At 54.3% G+C, this 18,675-nt stretch carries 16 protein-coding genes; 9 read left to right on the top strand and 7 right to left on the bottom strand.

The window, feature by feature from the left end; genetic code table 11:
• Nucleotides 1-17 precede the first annotated feature (17 nt).
• The 8 genes from JWF83_RS03515 to JWF83_RS03480 all read left to right on the top strand — a co-directional run bounded on the left by JWF83_RS03515 (nucleotide 18) and on the right by JWF83_RS03480 (nucleotide 9,717).
• Complete coding sequence (locus JWF83_RS03515; protein ID WP_413648713.1) at nucleotides 18-959, top strand: ABC transporter permease; 942 nt, start codon at nucleotides 18-20, stop codon at nucleotides 957-959.
• A 2-nt stretch (nucleotides 960-961) separates the two neighbouring features.
• Nucleotides 962-1,837 (top strand): ABC transporter permease, encoded by an 876-nt coding sequence (locus tag JWF83_RS03510; protein WP_413648711.1) that lies wholly within the window; start codon nucleotides 962-964, stop codon nucleotides 1,835-1,837.
• A 16-nt stretch (nucleotides 1,838-1,853) separates the two neighbouring features.
• Nucleotides 1,854-3,455, top strand: coding sequence for a gamma-glutamyltransferase family protein (locus tag JWF83_RS03505; protein ID WP_413648709.1), 1,602 nt, complete (start codon nucleotides 1,854-1,856; stop codon nucleotides 3,453-3,455).
• A gap of 744 nt (nucleotides 3,456-4,199) precedes the next feature.
• Nucleotides 4,200-4,916 carry a DUF3053 domain-containing protein gene (locus JWF83_RS03500; protein ID WP_413648708.1) on the top strand — a complete coding sequence of 239 codons (717 nt, stop codon included), beginning with the start codon at nucleotides 4,200-4,202 and terminating at the stop codon, nucleotides 4,914-4,916.
• A gap of 471 nt (nucleotides 4,917-5,387) precedes the next feature.
• A complete protein-coding gene (locus tag JWF83_RS03495; RefSeq protein ID WP_413648706.1) occupies nucleotides 5,388-7,319 on the top strand; it encodes a PTS mannitol transporter subunit IICBA in 1,932 nt (643 codons plus the stop codon).
• 102 nt (nucleotides 7,320-7,421) lie between these two features.
• Nucleotides 7,422-8,573: a mannitol-1-phosphate 5-dehydrogenase gene (gene mtlD / locus JWF83_RS03490; RefSeq protein WP_413648705.1), complete on the top strand. Its 1,152-nt coding sequence runs from the start codon at nucleotides 7,422-7,424 to the stop codon at nucleotides 8,571-8,573.
• Nucleotides 8,574-8,744: 171 nt separating this feature from the next.
• Complete coding sequence (gene mtlR, locus JWF83_RS03485; RefSeq protein WP_413648704.1) at nucleotides 8,745-9,290, top strand: mannitol operon repressor MtlR; 546 nt, start codon at nucleotides 8,745-8,747, stop codon at nucleotides 9,288-9,290.
• A gap of 64 nt (nucleotides 9,291-9,354) precedes the next feature.
• Nucleotides 9,355-9,717 (top strand): YibL family ribosome-associated protein, encoded by a 363-nt coding sequence (locus JWF83_RS03480; protein WP_413648703.1) that lies wholly within the window; start codon nucleotides 9,355-9,357, stop codon nucleotides 9,715-9,717.
• Nucleotides 9,718-9,824: 107 nt separating this feature from the next.
• Here JWF83_RS03480 and JWF83_RS03475 read toward each other — a convergent pair whose 3' ends face one another.
• The 5 genes from JWF83_RS03475 to JWF83_RS03455 all read right to left on the bottom strand — a co-directional run bounded on the left by JWF83_RS03475 (nucleotide 9,825) and on the right by JWF83_RS03455 (nucleotide 15,904).
• The gene (locus JWF83_RS03475; RefSeq protein ID WP_413648701.1) at nucleotides 9,825-10,895 is read right to left on the bottom strand and encodes a sugar ABC transporter substrate-binding protein; all 1,071 of its coding nucleotides are present in this window, start codon (nucleotides 10,893-10,895) and stop codon (nucleotides 9,825-9,827) included.
• 30 nt (nucleotides 10,896-10,925) lie between these two features.
• Entirely contained in the window at nucleotides 10,926-11,924 is a 999-nt protein-coding gene (locus tag JWF83_RS03470; RefSeq protein ID WP_413648700.1) for an ABC transporter permease, read from the bottom strand.
• Nucleotides 11,921-13,426 (bottom strand): sugar ABC transporter ATP-binding protein, encoded by a 1,506-nt coding sequence (locus tag JWF83_RS03465; RefSeq protein WP_413648698.1) that lies wholly within the window; start codon nucleotides 13,424-13,426, stop codon nucleotides 11,921-11,923. Before JWF83_RS03465 ends, JWF83_RS03470 begins: the two co-directional genes overlap by 4 nt.
• 306 nt (nucleotides 13,427-13,732) lie before the next feature.
• Entirely contained in the window at nucleotides 13,733-14,350 is a 618-nt protein-coding gene (sodA, locus tag JWF83_RS03460; protein ID WP_413648697.1) for a superoxide dismutase [Mn], read from the bottom strand.
• A gap of 213 nt (nucleotides 14,351-14,563) precedes the next feature.
• Nucleotides 14,564-15,904: an aspartate aminotransferase family protein gene (locus tag JWF83_RS03455; RefSeq protein WP_413648695.1), complete on the bottom strand. Its 1,341-nt coding sequence runs from the start codon at nucleotides 15,902-15,904 to the stop codon at nucleotides 14,564-14,566.
• A 262-nt stretch (nucleotides 15,905-16,166) separates the two neighbouring features.
• Between JWF83_RS03455 and JWF83_RS03450 the strand changes: the two genes are divergently transcribed.
• On the top strand, nucleotides 16,167-16,943 hold the full coding sequence (locus tag JWF83_RS03450) for a DeoR/GlpR family DNA-binding transcription regulator (protein ID WP_413648693.1): 777 nt from the start codon (nucleotides 16,167-16,169) through the stop codon (nucleotides 16,941-16,943).
• Here the strand turns inward: JWF83_RS03450 and JWF83_RS03445 are convergent.
• Together JWF83_RS03445 and JWF83_RS03440 are read right to left on the bottom strand one after the other, a co-directional pair.
• Nucleotides 16,940-17,524 carry a hypothetical protein gene (locus tag JWF83_RS03445; RefSeq protein ID WP_413648691.1) on the bottom strand — a complete coding sequence of 195 codons (585 nt, stop codon included), beginning with the start codon at nucleotides 17,522-17,524 and terminating at the stop codon, nucleotides 16,940-16,942. The two genes, JWF83_RS03450 and JWF83_RS03445, sit on opposite strands and share 4 nt — an antisense overlap.
• On the bottom strand, nucleotides 17,521-18,660 hold the full coding sequence (locus JWF83_RS03440) for an AAA family ATPase (protein WP_413648689.1): 1,140 nt from the start codon (nucleotides 18,658-18,660) through the stop codon (nucleotides 17,521-17,523). The genes JWF83_RS03445 and JWF83_RS03440 overlap by 4 nt, the downstream gene beginning before the upstream one ends.
• Between the last annotated feature and the right edge of the window lie 15 nt (nucleotides 18,661-18,675).

Below are 18,675 nucleotides of genomic sequence, written 5' to 3'. Positions count from 1 at the left end.
GCGTTGGGGGAGGAGTGATGGTTGAATTGATCTGTAAGCGTCTGCTGCTGGCCATTCCGACGCTGTTGCTGGTCAGTATTATGGTGTTTTCCCTGCAAAAGTTGCTGCCGGGAGATCCGCTAGTGGCAATGGCTGGTGAAGAGCGCGATCCGGCGGTGATTGCCCAGCTGCGCGCGGAGTATCACCTTAATGATCCGATTCCGGCACAGTATTTTTACTGGATCAGTAATGCGCTGCGCGGTGATTTAGGGGTTTCTCTGCGCACCAAAGAACCGGTTACCCGGCTGATTGCCAGTAAGTTGCCGGTGACGCTGGAGTTGTCACTGCTGGCGATGACGGTCGCGCTGCTGGTCGGCATCAGCATGGGGATTGTCGCTGCGGTACGTAAGGACAGCTGGGTCGATCACACCACTAATTTTGTTGCGCTTTCAGGTATCTCGGTACCGCATTTCTGGCTGGGTATTTTGCTGATTTTGCTGTTCTCAGTACATTTACAATGGCTGCCCGCCTCCGGTTATGTGCCGCTCAGTGAGAGTATTCCGCAGAACCTGAAGACCCTGCTGCTGCCAGCACTGGTGCTTGGCACCGGACTGGCGGCCACACTGATGCGCCATACTCGCGCGTCGATGATTGCCGTGCTGAAGGCTGACTATATCCGTACCGCACGTGCCAAAGGCTTGCTGCCAAAACGAGTGATCCTGAAGCATGCTTTGCGCAATGCGCTGGTGCCGGTGATTACCCTGACCACCCTGCTATTTGGTGAACTGCTAGGGGGGGCGGTACTGACCGAACAGGTTTTCACCCTGCCCGGTTTTGGCAAGATGATCGTCGACTCCGTATTTAACCGTGATTATGCGGTAGTGCAGGGGGTGGTGCTGGTGACGGCAATCGGTTTTCTGCTGCTAAATCTGCTGGCCGATGTGCTCTATGTGCTGATCAATCCGAAAATGCGAGGCTAACCATGAGTGACGCTTTAGCTGCTGGCGCCGCCGTGCCGCTGCAGCAACCGGGCAATCGGGTAGTAAAAAAGTTTCTCGCCAATAAAAGCGCCATGGCGGGAGCGATTATCGTGCTGCTGTTTGTACTGCTGGCGCTGCTGGCGCCGTGGCTGGCGCCTTTCGACCCGATCAAAGCCAACTTTCTGGCCGTGCGTAAGCCGCCGTCAGAGCTTTACTGGCTGGGCACCGATGAGCTGGGGCGCGATATTTTATCGCGGATGATTTGGGGGGCACGGACTTCGCTGCTGGCCGGCTGTATCTCGGTGTTGATCGCCATCCTGATTGGCGTGCCGCTGGGGCTAATCGCCGGTTACTGGCAGGGCATCTGGGACGGCGTGATTTCGCGTTTTATTGAAGCGCTACTGGCCTGCCCGTTTTTGATCCTGGCGATTGCGCTCGGCGCCTTTCTCGGCCCGAGCCTGGGTAACGCGATGATTGCCATTGGCTTATCGGCAATGCCGATTTTTGCCCGCCTGACGCGCGGCCAGGTGATCGCCATCCGCAATGAAGAGTATATCGACGGCGCGCGCGCCATTGGTCTGCCCGACCGCTGGATTGTGCTGCGTTATGTCTTGCCGAATGTGATGTCGCCGATTCTGGTGCAGGCGACACTGGCGATTGCGGCGGCGATTATCACCGAAGCCAGCCTGTCATTTCTTGGCCTCGGCCAGCAGCCGCCCAATCCGTCGTGGGGCGCAATGCTGAATACGGCCAAAGGCTATCTGGAACAGGCGCCCTGGATGTCTATTTTTCCCGGGATTGCCATTTTTCTCGCCGTGCAGGGCTTCAATCTGCTGGGAGATGGACTGCGTGACGCGCTCGATCCGCGCAACGACTGATGATTAAGGAATAGCGATGAGTGGTGAAATAGATTTTAATCTCGGGTATCCCTCCTGGCGTGCGCCGATGATGGGTCGCAATGCGGTTGCCACCTCGCAACCGCTGGCGGCGCAGGCCGGATTGCGTATGTTACAGCTGGGTGGTAATGCGGTAGACGCGGCGATAGCCACCGCCATGGCGCTGACGGTGGTGGAACCGACCGGCAATGGTATCGGCAGCGATGCCTTTGCCATTGTCTGGGATGGCGAACAGCTGCATGCGCTGAATGCCTCCGGACGCGCGCCGGCGGCATGGAAAGTGGAAGATTTTGCTCACCTGTCGGTAATGCCGGAAACCGGCTGGGATGCGGTCACCGTGCCGGGTGCGGTATCGGCGTGGGTGGAACTGGCGGAACGTTTCGGCAACTTACCCCTCACCACCCTGGCGCAACCGGCGATTGAGTACGCACGCCACGGTTTTCCGGTTTCACCGTTAATCGGCCAGCTGTGGCAGCGCGGCTATAACAAACTGCGCGATCAGCCAGGTTTCAGCGCCTGTTTCGCCCCCGCAGGGCGCCCACCGCGCAGCGGCGAACTGTTTCGCAATCCGCATCAGGCCGACAGTCTGGAAAAAATTGCCGCCAGTAACGGCGAGGCATTTTATCGCGGCGAACTGGCGGAAAAGATCGTCGCCTTCGCCCGCGAACACAACGCGGCGCTGACCCTCGACGATTTGAAAAACCACCGCGCCGACTGGGTTACCCTGCTGTCACGTCCGTTCGCTGGCGGTTCAGTGCATGAACTGCCACCTAACGGCCAGGGTATCGCCACACTGATGGCGCTGGGCATTCTGGAACAGTGGGATATTGGCAGCTATCAGCCGGATTCGGTCGACTGGCTGCATCTGTCGATTGAGGCGATGAAGCTGGCGCTGGCCGATCTCGACCGCTATATCGCCGATGAGGATCATCTGGAGTTTCCGGCGGAACTGTTGCTCAGCGATGCGTATCTGCAAAGCCGCGCGGCGCTGATTGACCCGAAAAAAGCCGGTGATTTCACCTTTGGCGCCCCGACGCAGAGCGGTACCGTCTATCTTTCCACCGCCGATGCCAGTGGCATGATGGTCTCTTTTATTCAGTCCAACTATATGGGCTTCGGTTCCGGGGTGGTAGTGCCTGGCACCGGCATCAGCCTGCAAAACCGTGGCGCGGGTTTTGCGCTGGATAAAGATCATCCGAATGTAGTGGCGGGTGGCAAACGTCCCTTTCACACCATTATTCCGGCCTTTGCACTGGATGGCGATGGCCAGCCGCTGATGTCGTTTGGCCTGATGGGCGGCCCGATGCAGGCGCAGGGGCATTTACAGCTGGCACTGCGTATTATGCTGCATAAGCAGAATCCGCAGGCGGCGATTGATGCACCGCGCTGGCGCATTGTCGCAGGCCGCGAAGTGAGCGTCGAAGCAACGATGGATCGCAATACGCTGGCAGCACTGCGCGCCATGGGGCATAAACTGGTAGTGGAAGATCCGCTGCAAAGTTATAACTTTGGTGGTGCGCAGGTGATCGTGCGCGATGCGCAGGGCTTTTATATTGCCGCCACAGAAAGCCGCAAGGACGGGCAGGCACTGGTGTTTTAATGACCAGCTGGGGCCGGTAACCACTGGCCCTATGCTTTATTTAGCGTTTATCGCTAAGTTGCAGCTGCTCTGTTTTGCCATCGCGTATCAGAGAGATACTCTGCACGATATCGTCGCCTCTCTATATGGTTATCAAACCAGACAGTGGTATAAATCGAGTATTCCGCTTCTTTCCCATTATTAAAGTCGTTATGTAAACATTTATCGGACTTTACACGCCAGTAATCACTTTATGGCATTTCGGCAGTAAACCAAATGACTTGAAATTTTCCGTCGATGACTTTAGATATCATATAACCATCGTTTACCGGACGATTTTCCAATAGCCTTTTCGTTCTGTAAGTTAAATGGAAAGTAGCTGCCATGATCGATTCTGACCCGACGATAATCAATACTCTGGTGAAATACAGATCGCACTAATGATATTTCACCACAAGCAAGCGCGCGTGACTCTCCTTTTACCATAACCATAATCCTCATTCCCTAAGTGGCAGGGGGGAGGATAATAAATATCACTAAATAAAAGTGTTCAGGCAATAATCAGCGCATTTCGGCTGCGGAGCACATATTGCCCTGCTCCCGGCCGGGCCCAACCCGGTGCAAACGACAGGGAAAATGCGCCGAAGAAAGCCGTGTCAAGGGTATTCAGCGCTGGTAAATAAGACTATCCTTTAGGCACGACAAAGCATGCTATTGATCTGCGTTATCATCCAGATAACCGTTCACAATGACAGGAGTTTATGTATGGCGACTGGAATCTCCCGTGTCTGGGCCCGCGTATGGGTGCCACTGACGGCACTGTTTCTCGTCTTTCAACTAACCGGCTGCGGCGACAAAGAGCCGGAGCAGCGTAAAGCTTTTATCGATTTCCTGCAGAATACCGTAATGCGTAGCGGTGAGCATCTGCCAGCACTGAGCGAAGATCAGAAACAGAAGATGGGTAATTATGCCAGTGATTACGCCATTCTGTATGGCTTTTCACAGCAGGTGAATAAAGCTGTTGATGACGGTATGAAGCCGGTGGTGGATGAGCTGACGGCGATTCGTGTTCCGCAGGATTATCTGACCCGTCGCAACTCCCTGCGCCAGGCCAGCGGTTCGCTGAATGTGCTGGCGCAGCAGATCCAGAGCGCTAAAAGCCAGGCCGACAGCAGTCATGCCGCTCTGAAGCAGCCTGACGATTTAAAAGCGGTATATCAAACGGTCTACAGCAAGGTAGTGACGCAACCGGCAGACTCGCTGATCCCGTTATTACCGGCGCTGCAGTCGCTGAGCCAGGATGTCTTGCAGGCTGGCGACTATCTGCAACAGCAGGGAGCTGCAGTCAGCTTTAACAATAATGGCGTGCAATTCTCTACCCGCGAGCAGGCAGCGCAGTACAACACCATTATGAGTAATATGTCGTCAAAAACTCAGGCATTGACCCAGGCGCAAAGCGCGGTGCAGGGTGGTTTCCAGTAACGGCAGGGAAAGCCCCTTTCCGGCCGCGCTTTAGCGCTGAGCACCCCAATACCCCGGCGTAATTTTCTTACAGCTTTTCCCTGCCCCCCTGGCGTCCGAATCAATATGTGATCGGGCGCCTTTTAGCCTTAAAATAAATTGTGATTGTCATCACAATTTAGCAACAAACAGCCAATAATTTTTTGTGATGCAGATCACATTAAATCCATTTTCCAGTATAAATAATCGCCACCGTCCTTTTTTTACATCACAAATATGTGATCAATATCACCAAATACCCCCCTAAAGCCCCATTATCAATGTGATGTAGATCACACTTAATCCCATCACTACGCAGCGTCATAAACGCGTGCTAGAGTCCGCTTGCATACAGTAATGGTGTCATACCGACGGCTCCCCGCCGTAACGTCTCACACAAAAATCAACGCGCTCTCTTATTTGTCAGCGCGTACCAATAAGGGGTGTTTTTTTATGTCCTCATCAGATTTCAAGATCAAGGTACAGAGCTTTGGTCGCTTTCTGAGTAACATGGTGATGCCAAATATCGGGGCGTTTATCGCCTGGGGTATTATCACTGCTCTGTTCATTCCAACTGGCTGGCTGCCAAATGCAACGCTGGCCAAGCTGGTAGGCCCAATGATTACCTACTTGCTGCCACTGCTGATCGGTTTCACCGGTGGCCGTCTGGTGGGTGGCGATCGCGGCGGCGTAGTCGGCGCCATCACGACCATGGGTGTGGTTGTCGGCGCCGATATGCCAATGTTCCTCGGTGCCATGATTGCAGGTCCGCTGGGCGGCTGGGCAATCAAACACTTTGACCGTCTGGTTGATGGTAAGATCAAAAGCGGCTTTGAAATGCTGGTTAACAACTTCTCTGCCGGTATTATCGGTATGGTGTTGGCAATCGTGTCATTCCTGGCTATTGGTCCACTGGTTGAAGGTCTGTCGCATATCCTCGCCGCCGGCGTAAACCTGATGGTGCAGAACAACCTGCTGCCGCTGACCTCGATCTTTGTTGAACCGGCAAAAATCCTGTTCCTCAATAACGCGATTAACCACGGTATCTTCTCGCCACTGGGCATCCAGCAGGCAAGCGAAGCAGGCAAATCGATTTTCTTCCTGATCGAAGCCAACCCAGGCCCGGGTATGGGCGTACTGATGGCCTATATTTTCTTTGGTCGTGGTAATGCCAAGCAGTCTGCAGGCGGTGCGGCAATCATTCACTTCCTCGGTGGTATCCACGAAATTTACTTCCCGTATGTACTGATGAACCCACGTCTGATTCTTGCCGTGATCCTCGGTGGTATGACCGGCGTGTTTACCCTGACCGTGCTGCACGGTGGTCTGGTTTCTCCAGCATCACCAGGCTCAATCCTGGCAGTACTGGCAATGACGCCAAAAGGAACTTACTTCGCCAATATCGTGGCGATTGCCGCCGCTTTTGCCGTCTCTTTCGTGGTCTCTGCTATTCTGCTGAAAACCAGCAAAGTGAAGGAAGAAGACGATATCGAAACTGCAGCCCGTCGCGTGCAGGAGATGAAAGCACAGTCTAAAGGTCAGGGTGGCGCCGCCGTTACCGCAGCCGATGGCCTGAACAGCGATCTGAGCCATGTGCGTAAAATCATCGTTGCCTGTGATGCCGGTATGGGTTCCAGCGCCATGGGTGCCGGCGTGCTGCGTAAGAAGGTTAATGATGCTGGCCTGAGCAATATTTCAGTCACCAATAGCGCGATTAACAGTCTGCCAGGCGACGTCGATCTGGTGATTACTCACCGCGATCTGACAGAGCGTGCGATGCGTCAGGCACCACATGCACAGCATATCTCACTGACCAACTTCCTCGACAGCGGCCTGTATACCGATCTGACGGCACGTCTGGTGGAAGCCAATCGTTCCGCCGGCCATCGTGACAAAGTGATGACCACGCTCAATGACAGTTTCGATGCAGGTCAGGATCATCTGTTCCAGCTGAGCGAGAGCAATATCTTCCTTGGTCTGCAGGCGACAGAAAAAGAGCAGGCGATTCGTTTTGCCGGTGAGCAGCTGGTAAAAGGCGGCTACGTGGAACCGGAATACGTCCAGGCGATGCTGGATCGGGAGAAATTAACCCCGACCTATCTCGGTGAGTCAATTGCGGTGCCACACGGTACGGTTGAAGCCAAAGATCGCGTTCTGAAAACCGGCGTGGTGTTCTGCCAGTATCCAAAAGGCGTACGTTTCGGTGAAGAACCGGACGATATTGCCCGTCTGGTTATCGGCATCGCCGCACGTAATAATGAGCACATTCAGGTGATCACCAGTCTGACCAACGCGCTGGACGATGACAGCGTGATTGAGAAACTGGCTTCCACCACCAGCGTTCAGGAAGTTCTGGATCTGCTGTCAGGTAAAAAATCCGCCTGATTTATTCGCAGGCGCGAAGGTAGTTCCCAGGGGCTGAGCATGCCCAGCCCTTTTTTCGGGCCAGGCATGCCTGGCCCTTACGTCATTTATATGGGTAACAGCATGAAAGCTTTGCATTTTGGCGCAGGTAACATTGGCCGTGGTTTTATTGGGAAGTTGCTGGCGGATGCCGGCGTCGAGCTGGTTTTTGCCGATGTGAATCAGGCAGTCCTTGACGCGCTGAACGCGCGTCATGAATATCCGGTGCATGTCGTGGGGGAGAATGCCCAGGTTGAGATAGTTAAAGGCGTCAGCGCCGTTAGCAGCGCCAGCGATGACATTATCGCGCTGATTGCTGAGGTTGATATCGTTACCACGGCGGTTGGCCCGCAGATCCTTGAGCGCATCGCCGGTAGCGTGGCGAAAGGACTGGCCAAACGCAGTGATAGCGCTAATGTCCGTCCGTTAAATATTATTGCCTGTGAAAATATGGTGCGCGGCACCAGCCAGTTAAAACAGCATGTGCTGAAGGCGCTGCCGGAACAGTATCACGCCTGGGTTGAACAGCATGTCGGTTTCGTTGATTCCGCCGTGGACCGTATCGTGCCCCCGTCCGAAGCAGGCAGCACTGATGTGCTGGAAGTGACGGTGGAAACCTTTAGCGAGTGGATTGTCGATAAAACCCAGTTTAAAGGTGAGTTGCCGAATATTCCGGGTATGGAACTGACCGATAATCTGATGGCATTTGTCGAGCGCAAACTGTTCACCCTGAATACCGGCCATGCGATTACCGCCTATCTCGGCCAGCTGGCGGGTCACCAGACTATTCGCGATGCGATTCTTGATGAGAAAGTGCGCCAGGTGGTAAAAGGGGCCATGCAGGAGAGCGGCGAAGTCCTGATCAAACGTTATGGCTTTGATGCCGCTAAACACGCCGCCTATATCGATAAAATCCTCAGCCGTTTTGAAAATCCCTATCTGAAGGATGATGTTGAGCGCGTAGGCCGCCAGCCGCTGCGTAAACTGAGCGCCGGTGACCGCCTGATTAAGCCAACCCTCGGCACCCTCGAATATCAGTTGCCGCACGACAATCTGGTGATCGGTATTGCCGCCGCGATGCACTACCGCAGCGATCAGGATCCTCAGGCGCAGGAACTGGTGGGTTTGCTGGAGAAATTAGGGCCGCAGGCAACCCTGGCGCAGGTGTCAGGTCTGGATGCCAATAGCGACGTTGTCGCCGCTGCGGTGCAGGCTTATAACGCATACTCGAAATAACGGACGCGGTAGCAAACGCAAGGGGCGGCAGTCATGCCGCTCCGATAACCCGCGTACACGCTGCTACCCCTTCAAAAACGACGAGTATATGCCATAATGCGCGCACTTTCGGCTCCCCTCCTCCCTCCCGGAGAGCATAAAGAGTACAGTTCTGCTGTGCTCTCAGGCGCAATGACAGATATGCAGGCAATAATGGAAGAGAAGCAGGCTTTTGAAAATCGGGTGCTTGAGCGCCTGAATACCGGTCGTTCGGTGAGAAGCTTTCTGATCGCCGCGGTGGAGCTATTGGCCGAAGCGGTTAACCTGCTGGTGATTCAGGTATTTCGCAAAGACGATTATGCGGTGAAATACGCGGTTGAACCTCTGTTACTGGGGAATGGTCCGCTGGGGGAGCTGTCGGTACGCCTGAAGCTGATTTACGGCCTGGGGGTGATTAATCGCAATGAGTATGAAGATTGCGAACTGCTGATGGCACTGCGTGAAGAGCTGAACGACGATAATACTGAATACCGTTTTACTGACGATGAGATCCTCGGCCCTTTTGGCGAGCTGCATTGCGTTAGCGCGTTACCTCCGCCCCCGCAATTCGCCAGTGAAGATGACGAATTGCGCGCCATGCAGCGCCAGCGTTACCAGCAGGTGGTGCGTTCGACCATGGTGCTCTCTCTGACTGAGCTGATTTCCCGTATTAGCCTTAAGCAAGCCTTTAAAAAGTAACACCGCGAACGGCTATTTTTCGTGTATCCTTTGCCGCATAGCGTCAATTTATCAGGTATAAACCATGAAAGAGCAGGAAAAAGCAGAAATTAAACATCTGAGCGATCAGCTTGATGCCCTTAATCGCAAAGAACCAGCGTTGCTGGAATCTGGCGAAGCAGAGAAACTCGGCGAACTGCTGAAAGAGAAAGATAAGCTGGTTGCTGAGATCGAACGCCTGAAAGGCGTACGCGAGCAGAAGCTGAGTAAAGAAGCCGCGAAGCTGAAGCAGTTACCTTTTAGCCGGGCGATTACCAAAAAAGAGCAGGCGGATATGGGCAGCCTGAAAAAAGCGGTGCGCGGCATTGTGGTAGTGCACCCGATGACCGCCCTGGGCCGCGAGATGGGCCTGCAAGAAGTGACCGGTTTCGCTAAGAAAGCGTTTTAATTTATACCAGCGCCGGCGTTTTATAACGGCAGCAAATAATTCAATTAGCAAATAACAGAATAGTAAAATAAGTATTGGCCGTATCCATACGGCCAATGATGATTTTATTACTTAGCGTACTTGGCGGCTAATGTGGCAAACCATGGGGCGATAAAGTCATCGGTCTGACCCCAGCCAGGCACGATTTTGCTCAGGCCGGCAACGTTAACCGCACCCTGCTGGTTGTTCAGCAGCGCTTGCGGGATGGCCGCCGCTTTAAACTCATAGCTGGCAGGGGTTTTCTCACCGGCAATTTTGTTGGCGATCAGACGCATATTCACGGCGCCAATCAGCCTGGTATCCACTGCGACGCTGTGTACCCATGGGCTTTTCGGCTCACGCATCAGCTGCAAATCCTGGTTAGAGATATCAATACTGTACAGTTTGATCTCGGTACGCCCATTCTCCTGCAATGCTTTGTAAGCTCCCTGGCTGAATGCGTCCCAGGTTCCCCAAATCGCATCAATTTTACCCTTCGGATACTTGGCCAGAATCGCGCCGACTTTATTCGCAGTATCGCCCTGTACGTCAGAAGAGACCGCACCAATCGACTCCAGCTGATGAATGCCCGGGTAAGTTTTTTGCAGCTTTTCAAACTCGGCCTGGCGACGCTCCATCGCCGGGAAACCGGCGACCCACAGCTTGACGATATTCGCTTTACCGTTGAAATCCTTTGCCAGCTGGCTGATTGAGAGATTAGCCAGCGAGGCATCATCCTGCTGAGAAACCGTCACGCCCGGCACTTCACTGTTTACCGGCGTATCAAATACCGTCACTTTAATACCGGCATCAGCAATACGTTTTACCAGCGCCGTTGAGTAAGGGTCACGACCATGAGAGAGGATAATACCGTCATATTTCTGGCTGATAGCCTGATTGACGAAATCCTGGAAACGCGCGTCGTCGCCATTACTGAGGAAGGTGCTGACCTTAAAGCCCAGTTTTTTCCCTTCCTGAATCGCACCGGCGACAAACTGGGTGGTGTTATCGTCAGAACCGAGATTGCGGATCACCGCCACGCGGATCGGACCGTTATGATTAGCGATAGCGGCAGGTACCGGCGCCAGCGTCTGGGTGGCAAATGCAGGCAATGCAGTCAGCAGGCTCAGGGCCAGCAGCGATGTGGTGAATTTTTTCATTATAATTCTCTGTGTTTAATAAACTGCGCGTTAGCGGCGCTGGATGTAGGTAATCGCCAGCGCAACCGCCAGCACTAACCCTTTAATAATGTCCATGGCGTAGTAAGGCACTGATAGCATCACCAGCCCGTTCTGCAATACCCCGAGGATCACCGCGCCGAGCAGTGTTCCCAGCGCATTCGGCTTACCGGCGCCGGCCAGCGACAGGCCAATCCACGCCGCCGCCACCGCATCCATCAGATAGCCACCACCGGCGTTAACCTGTGAGGAACCGATACGTGAAGCCAGCAGGATCCCGCCGAGGCCAGCCAGCAGTGAGGCGATCACATAGGCGGCAACGCGGTAGCGGGTGGTACGAATACCGGAGAGGCGTGCCGCTTCCGGGTTGCCGCCAATCGCATACATCCGGCGACCATGCTTGGTCAGCGACAGACCGAGCTGCGCTACCACCGTCACCACCAGCATAATAATGACGATCGTCGGCACCTGACCGAGCAGGGAAAATCCTGCCGGAATCGTCCCTTCCGCCATATCGCCGCCCGGCAATACCATATTTTCCGTAATCGAGCCGCCAAAGCTGTAGGTCATCGCCACGCCCTGTACCACAAACAGGCTGGCCAGGGTCGCCAGCATATCGGGAATTTTCAGCACCACGATCATAAAGGCGTTAAACAGGCCAACCAGCGTACAGAGCAGCAGAGTCACCACTATCGCCTCTGTCGAGCCGAAGCCGTACCAGACGAACAGTGAGATCACCAGCGAGTTGGCCAGCGATGCCGTCGAACCTACCGACAGATCGAAACCACCAATCGTCAGCGAGATCGACACGCCAATCGCAATTACCGTTACAATGGCAATCGAACGCAGAATGTTGATGATGTTATTCGGGTCGAGGAAGCTATCCGATGCCAGGCCAAAGCCGGCGATCAGCGCGACTACCGTCAGCAACATTCCCCATTTGTAGAGAAATTCAAATAACTGGTGACGCGCCGATGGCGCCCCCTTCAGGGAAATTTCTTTGCTGCTCACGCAGGGGTTCCTCCGGTGGAATAAAGTAAAAGCGTTTCTTCGTCAGCGGTACGAGCATCCATTTCCGCTACAATACGGCCATCCCACAGCACGCAAATGCGATCGCATAAACCAACCAGCTCGGCGAATTCTCCGGAAGCATATATCACCCCTTTGCCTTCGCGCGCCAGCCGATCGATTAATACGAACAGGTCAGTTTTTGCTTTAACATCAACGCCTTTGGTGGGCTCATCAAAAATCAGCACATCGGCGTTATTACGCAGCCATTTACCAATCGCCACTTTTTGCTGGTTGCCCCCCGACAGCCGGCGCAGGATCTGCTGCGGCCCGGTAGTACGAATCCCAAGCTGCTGGATCACCTGCTCTGCCCAGCGCCATGCCTGACGCCGGCCAAACACGCTCAAGCGCGAGAAGCTGTTATCAGCACTGACGCTAAGGTTCATGCTAACCGGCTCATCAATAAAAATGCCCTCTTTGCGTCGCTCTTCCGGCACCAGCGCCAGGCCTCTTTCGACCGAATCATGGGGTGAAGAGGGTTTCCACGCCTTACCATGCAGCTCACCAGCCCGCAGCTGGCTGCGGCTGGCGCCAAACAGCGCTTTACACAGTTCCGTCTTGCCGGCGCCGGCGAGGCCAGCAATACCCAGAATTTCGCCTTTACGCAGCGACAGCGAGATATCGCGCAACAGAGCATCGTCGTGCAGCCCGCTAATGCTCAGCACCGTCTCAGCCTGCACCGCGGCACGGCGCGGCGGATAGATATCATCCAGCTGATGACCGAGCATTTTTTCCACGATCTGCTCGCCGCTAAGGTTTTGCATCGGCGCACTTTCGATTAAGCGACCATCGCGTAACACCGTCAGCCGATCGCAAATCGCTTTCAGTTCGTGGATGCGGTGGGAAATAAACACCACACCAATGCCGCTACGCTGCAGACGGCGCACCACGGTAAACAGACGTTCGCTTTCATGCTGATCGAGTGGCGCAGTCGGCTCATCGAGGATCAAAAAGCGGCAGTGGTGGGATAAGGCGCGCGCCAGCAGAATTTGCTGTTTCTCTGCCAGCGTGCACTGTTCGATACGGCGACGGACATCGATCTGCACATCCAGCTGCGCCAGCAGTTCGCGCGCCTGACGGCGGATTTGCCCCCAGCGATAAACCTGACCGCCTTCGGCCAGTCGATCCAGCATGATGTTCTCCGCCACACTGAGCGTCGGCACCAGCGCCACATCAACCTCCTGCTGCACCAGATGAATACCCAGTTGTTTAGCGTCGCGCGGCGAGTTGATGATTACCGGTTGGCCATCCAGCAAAATTTTTCCCTGATAATGCTGGTGTGCGCCCGACAGCACCGCCATCAGTGTTGATTTCCCCGCGCCATTAGCGCCGGTTAATGCATGGATGGATCCGCCTTCAAGGGTGAAATCCACCTGAGTCAGCGCTGCAAAACCGCCAAAAGCGATGGAAATGTTATGCATTTCGAGGCGATTTAACGCAGTCATGGGCATCTCTGCTCCCGGATTTTAGCTGTGGGTTCGTCGCATTCTTATCGGAATGGTTACCTCCGGCAACGAACGAAAGCGCATAAGCTAACACAAAATGTTATTAGCCATCCAGACATCCAGACACAACAGCAAATTAGTGCGGTTATCCACTGGTTAAGCAGCAGGATCATGGGTATGTGTGGGGAGATTGCCAGAGGTTATGCTGAGGTTACTTTGCGGTTAATCAGCATCGCATAAATAAAAAACCGACGAAGCAGGCTCCGTCGGTTGGCTGTCACGCATTATAACGTGCAGAGAAAAAACTTATTTAGCAGACGCGAAACGTGCTGCAGCTTCGTCCCAGTTTACGACTTCCCAGAACGCTTTGATGTAGTCAGGACGTTTGTTCTGATATTTCAGGTAGTACGCGTGTTCCCACACATCCAGACCAACAATCGGGAAGCCAGAAACGCCAGAGATGGCTTCACCCATCAGTGGGCTATCCTGGTTAGCAGTAGAGACGACCGCCAGTTTGTCGCCTTTCTTAACCAGCCACGCCCAGCCAGAACCAAAACGGGTTGTTGCTGCTTTTTCGAATTCGGCTTTGAAAGCGTCAACGCTACCAAAATCTTTCTCAATTGCCGCTTTCAGCTCGCCCTGCAGAGAAGTGCCGGTTTTCAGGCCTTTCCAGAACAGGCTGTGGTTTGCGTGACCGCCTGCGTTGTTACGCAGTACAGTTTTCTTGTCTGCCGGAACCTGATCCAGTTTGGTGATCAGTTCATCCACTGGCAGATCGGCGAACTCAGTCCCTTCCAGCGCGGCGTTCGCGTTGTTGACATAGGTCTGGTGGTGTTTAGTGTGATGGATTTCCATCGTCTGCTTGTCGAAATGCGGTTCCAGTGCGTCGTATGCGTAAGGCAGGGATGGCAGTGAATAGCTCATGTTCATCATCTCCATTAATGTTGGGCGGCGCTCTGAGTTTTGGTTAGCACCGCGTAAGCAGTCGGATCATTATAGTTAAATAAATGATCTTGAAAATGCTTATCAATGCCCCAGGATTAATATGGGTATGTTTTAGCCGGCAATTTGGCAAGTTATCGGGACAAAAAGCGCGGAACCAGAAACGCGAAGGGGCCATTGCTGACCCCTGCCGGATTAACCTACCAGTGATGCCAGCGATTTATCCAGCGCACCCACCAGCCAGTCAATATCGCTCTCCTGGAACGCCAGTGGCGGACGCAATTTCAGCACATTGCCATACGGGCCGGCGACCGACGTCAGGACGTGGTTATCACGCAGCTTCTCGATCACATCCAGTGCCAGCTGCTTATCCGGGGTTTTACTGGCGCGATCTTTCACCAGCTCAAAGCCGATAAACAGTCCCGCGCCACGCACATCGCCGACGCACTCATATTTATCCATCAGCCCGGTCAGCGCCGCCAGCAACTTGCCGCCCACAATCCGGCTATGCTCTTGTAAACCTTCCTCTTTAATCACTTTCAGCACCGCCTGAGCCGCCGCCATTGCGACCGGGTTACCGCCGAAAGTATTGAAATAAGGGATTTCATCGCTGAAAGCGGCTAAGACATTGCTTTTCGCCAGCAGAGCCGATACCGGAATACCATTACCCATTGGCTTACCGGTGGTGACCACATCCGGCACCACATCATGGCGTGCAAAGCCCCAGAAGGCGTCACCGGTACGCGCAAAGCCAGGCTGTACTTCATCGGCGATAAAAATACCGCCATTCTTATGCACCACATCGATAGCCTGCTTCAGGTAGCCTTTAGGTCCTGGCAACACACCGTCGGAAGAGAAAATGGAGTCAGCAAGGAAACCAGCAAACTTGATACCGTGCGCCGCCATATCATCGATCTGTTTCTGAATCTCAGCGGCAAACCAGGCGCCAAGATCCGGCGCGTCAACCCGATAGCGGTCCGGCGGCAGTACTAAACGGGTGGTGGCCGCCAGCGACTGACCGCTACCCAGCGCCGGTGAGGCGCCGGAAGTCAGATCGCTGGTACCATGGTAGGCTTCCTGGCTGACGATAATCCCGGTGCCGCCGCTAAAGGAACGTGCCACGCGGATCGCCAGATCATTCGCTTCCGAGCCGGTACACATATACATGGCGCGGTCGATTTCTGCCGGCAGGGTCGCCAGCAGATCTTCAGAATAGTTAAGAATATTTTCGTGTAAGTAGCGGGTATGGGTATTTAGCATCCCCATCTGCTGGTGTACCGCCTCAATCACCGCCGGGTGGCAATGACCAATACTGGCCACGTTGTTATAGACATCAAGGTACTTATCACCTGCCGCATCCCACAGATATTGCCCTTTACCGCGCACCAGATGTACCGGTTTGCGATAGAACAGACGGTAGGATTCACCGAGAACTTTGCTGCGTTTATCGGTGAGTTTGCGCACATCGGCATCTAAGCCGTCGGCGTGCTCCGCACGAAAACTGTTGGTGTCCATGATGGTCGAACGTGTTGCCATGGTAACTCCCGTTGCGAAATTAAGTTTGGCCTGACGGCGAAGAGGAGGAAAATTTCAGCACAACCTGAGCTCATCATGGCCTATTTTTATAAAAATGCAACCAAATACACAAATACAATAAAATACACATGAAGGTGATAAGATTGTCGGGTAAGCTAACCACCCTGACGCGTGGGGACCAGTAATGGCCCTGACGGTGGTTCAGATCCCCGTTGCGTTGGGGCAGCCCGTGCCGATGATATGCACCACAAGGAATAAAATCATGTTGCAGGAAACACGTTTACACCGCATCCGTGCGCTACTCAGCACCCTCAGCCAGGTCAGCACCGAGCGGATTATTAAAGAGCTGGGGATTTCACGCGAAACGGCACGGCGCGATATTATCGAGCTGGAGGCGCTGGGACTGGCACGCCGCGTACATGGTGGTCTGGTGGCGTTGGATACCACCCCGGAACCGCCGCTGACGGTACGCAGCGCGGTACAGGCAAAGGAGAAGCGCGCCATTGCGCGCGCCGCGGCACAGCGACTCCTGCCGGGCCAGACGCTGTTTCTTGACGCGGGCAGTACCACCACCATGCTGGCGGATGAGCTGCGTTCGATGTCAGGTTTAACCATTATTACCAATAGTCTGCACGCCGCACTGAAGCTGAGCGCGGCCGAAGAACATGAGACACTGAATAATGAGGTGATCCTGCTCGGCGGCAGCATGATGGCTGGCGCCCAGCAGACGCGCGGTGAACTAACCGTTGGGGAAATTTATCGCTATCGCGCCGATGTCGCGCTGTTATCCCCGGTGGGTATCGACAGCAAAAGCGGCGCCAGCAGCTTTTATCCCCACGAAGCGGCGATTGCCCGCGCCATGACCCAACAGGCAACGCAACTGATTCTGCTGGCCGATCACAGCAAGCTGGGGATCACCAGCCGGATGGTGTATGCCACCAGCAGCGAAATTAGCCTGCTGGTGACTGACAGCGCGGCAACCAGACAGCCGGCATTTACGGCGTTGCAAAACAAACTGCCGGAAATAGTGCTGGCTTAAACCATTAAAAAATAGCGATAAGGAAACTCATCGATATCCATTTCATCGCGCACGGCAAGAAATTTTTGCAGCTCGCGACGCCTTGCGACCTTTCTGGATGGTGAGTTTAAGCCATACAGCTCGAGGGTTTTTTCCGCCCGCAGACCATCCTGCGCGGCGATTTCCGGCGCCGGGTGTAATGCGCCGTCAGAAAAGTTACAGATAAAGTAATGCTCAAAGCAGTAGTCGTGTTCATCCGGCTTCAGCAGTAATTCAGTGTATTTTTCCCCTTTTGCACTCTGGCAGACATCACAGCAGGGGAACAGATTTTCCCAGCAAAACGCCAGCTGCGGATAAGCACTTTTCGGGCGAAAATGCTCTAATGTTTTGCGTCCTTCATTACCGACAAAACCATCACAAAATGCGCAGTGCTCACGGGTGAGCGCCAGCAAGGCATCGCGCGTGGCACGATAGCAGCTTTGCGAATACCAGCTGAAGCGGGCGGAGGGATTGGCGCGGCGTGCGCTGACATAGCGCTCGGTCCACTCCTGCCAGCGTGCTGCAAGGCAAAAAGGGTGTTCGTTGCGAATCATCTTAATCATCCGCGATCTCCTGCTGGTTGAATACGTCGTGCCAGCTGACGCAGTTCCAGTTCGATAATGGTGTCGAGTTCTTCGCCCCGCTCGCGGATCTTATCGGCCAGGGCTATCAGCTCACGATCATTGCCTGAGCGGCTGTTAAGGCAGCGATTGCGCAGTTGGTAAAAGGCGTTAAGCAGCGTCTCGGTTTCAATATCAAACTGCTCCCCGACCTGAAACACCTCTTCCAGAATCACCTGATAGCTTTTGCCCGCGGCGGCGGCAACCGGAACGATCTGTTCCGCCACTAAGCTATCGCCAGCGGTTTCACGCTGTGGATCGGGCAGGCAATAGATCCACGCATCTTCAACAGAGCCGACCACAAACGGCGAATGGGTGGAGATAAAAATCTGCGCGCCGGGCAGTAATTTTTGCAGTGCGGGCAGAATACGTCGTTGCCAGGTGGGATGCAGATGAATATCGATTTCATCGAGGAACAGCAACAGCGGTTGTGCGAATATCTCGCGCGGGTAAAACGCTTCCAGCCTTGCGGCGAGACCAGTAATCAGGCTGATAACCGATTTCAGGCCTTCCGGCAATAGCGTCAGACTGGCCGGTTTGCCATTAATGTGGAGGCTAAGTTGCAACGCACTATCAAGGGTAAACGCCAGCGTTAAACCACTAATCTCGCCGATAAAATCGGTGATACGCTGCAAAATCTGCTCTTGCTGCTGCTGTTGCCCGTGTTCTCCGGCCACCTGCATTAACGCCGCCCGGGTGCGATTTTTAACTACCCACGTCATAAAATCGTCATCGCCGCCGATGTCAGAGAAGGTCAGACAGCAGGCAACAGGCGCCTGGCGTGCGGAGATACCGGCCGCCGGCGCAGACTGCCCGGCGGTGTAATAACCCGCTGCACCGGCAAACTGATAATCGACGCGCGCATGCTCGCCGTAACGTGGCGTCAGGTAGGGATTATGTTGCGGCTCAGCGGCAAAGATGGTGGCCAGAGCATGTAGCAGCGTGCTTTTACCACAACCATTTGGCCCGGTAAGAATATGAATCTCAGCGTGCCGGCGCGCGCTTTCCGCAGCGGGAAAATCGAAGCGCGTATGAGCAAACACGCCAATATTTTTCAGGATAATACTTTCCAGTCGCATATTTTCACTTCCATG

Source organism: Pantoea sp. B65 (assembly GCF_047308185.1).
In the GTDB taxonomy this organism is placed as follows: domain Bacteria; phylum Pseudomonadota; class Gammaproteobacteria; order Enterobacterales; family Enterobacteriaceae; genus Erwinia.
The sequence above is the reverse complement of the archived record's forward strand: the minus strand, read 5'-3'. Positions and strand labels throughout refer to the sequence as shown.

Coding starts and splice junctions, on each gene's coding strand:
- JWF83_RS03515 (WP_413648713.1), top strand. CDS start 18: ATGGTTGAATTGATCTGTAAGCGTCTGCTGCTGGCCATTCCGACGCTG.
- JWF83_RS03510 (WP_413648711.1), top strand. CDS start 962: ATGAGTGACGCTTTAGCTGCTGGCGCCGCCGTGCCGCTGCAGCAACCG.
- JWF83_RS03505 (WP_413648709.1), top strand. CDS start 1,854: ATGAGTGGTGAAATAGATTTTAATCTCGGGTATCCCTCCTGGCGTGCG.
- JWF83_RS03500 (WP_413648708.1), top strand. CDS start 4,200: ATGGCGACTGGAATCTCCCGTGTCTGGGCCCGCGTATGGGTGCCACTG.
- JWF83_RS03495 (WP_413648706.1), top strand. CDS start 5,388: ATGTCCTCATCAGATTTCAAGATCAAGGTACAGAGCTTTGGTCGCTTT.
- mtlD (WP_413648705.1), top strand. CDS start 7,422: ATGAAAGCTTTGCATTTTGGCGCAGGTAACATTGGCCGTGGTTTTATT.
- mtlR (WP_413648704.1), top strand. CDS start 8,745: ATGACAGATATGCAGGCAATAATGGAAGAGAAGCAGGCTTTTGAAAAT.
- JWF83_RS03480 (WP_413648703.1), top strand. CDS start 9,355: ATGAAAGAGCAGGAAAAAGCAGAAATTAAACATCTGAGCGATCAGCTT.
- JWF83_RS03475 (WP_413648701.1), bottom strand. CDS start 10,895: ATGAAAAAATTCACCACATCGCTGCTGGCCCTGAGCCTGCTGACTGCA.
- JWF83_RS03465 (WP_413648698.1), bottom strand. CDS start 13,426: ATGACTGCGTTAAATCGCCTCGAAATGCATAACATTTCCATCGCTTTT.
- sodA (WP_413648697.1), bottom strand. CDS start 14,350: ATGAGCTATTCACTGCCATCCCTGCCTTACGCATACGACGCACTGGAA.
- JWF83_RS03455 (WP_413648695.1), bottom strand. CDS start 15,904: ATGGCAACACGTTCGACCATCATGGACACCAACAGTTTTCGTGCGGAG.
- JWF83_RS03450 (WP_413648693.1), top strand. CDS start 16,167: ATGTTGCAGGAAACACGTTTACACCGCATCCGTGCGCTACTCAGCACC.
- JWF83_RS03445 (WP_413648691.1), bottom strand. CDS start 17,524: ATGATTAAGATGATTCGCAACGAACACCCTTTTTGCCTTGCAGCACGC.
- JWF83_RS03440 (WP_413648689.1), bottom strand. CDS start 18,660: ATGCGACTGGAAAGTATTATCCTGAAAAATATTGGCGTGTTTGCTCAT.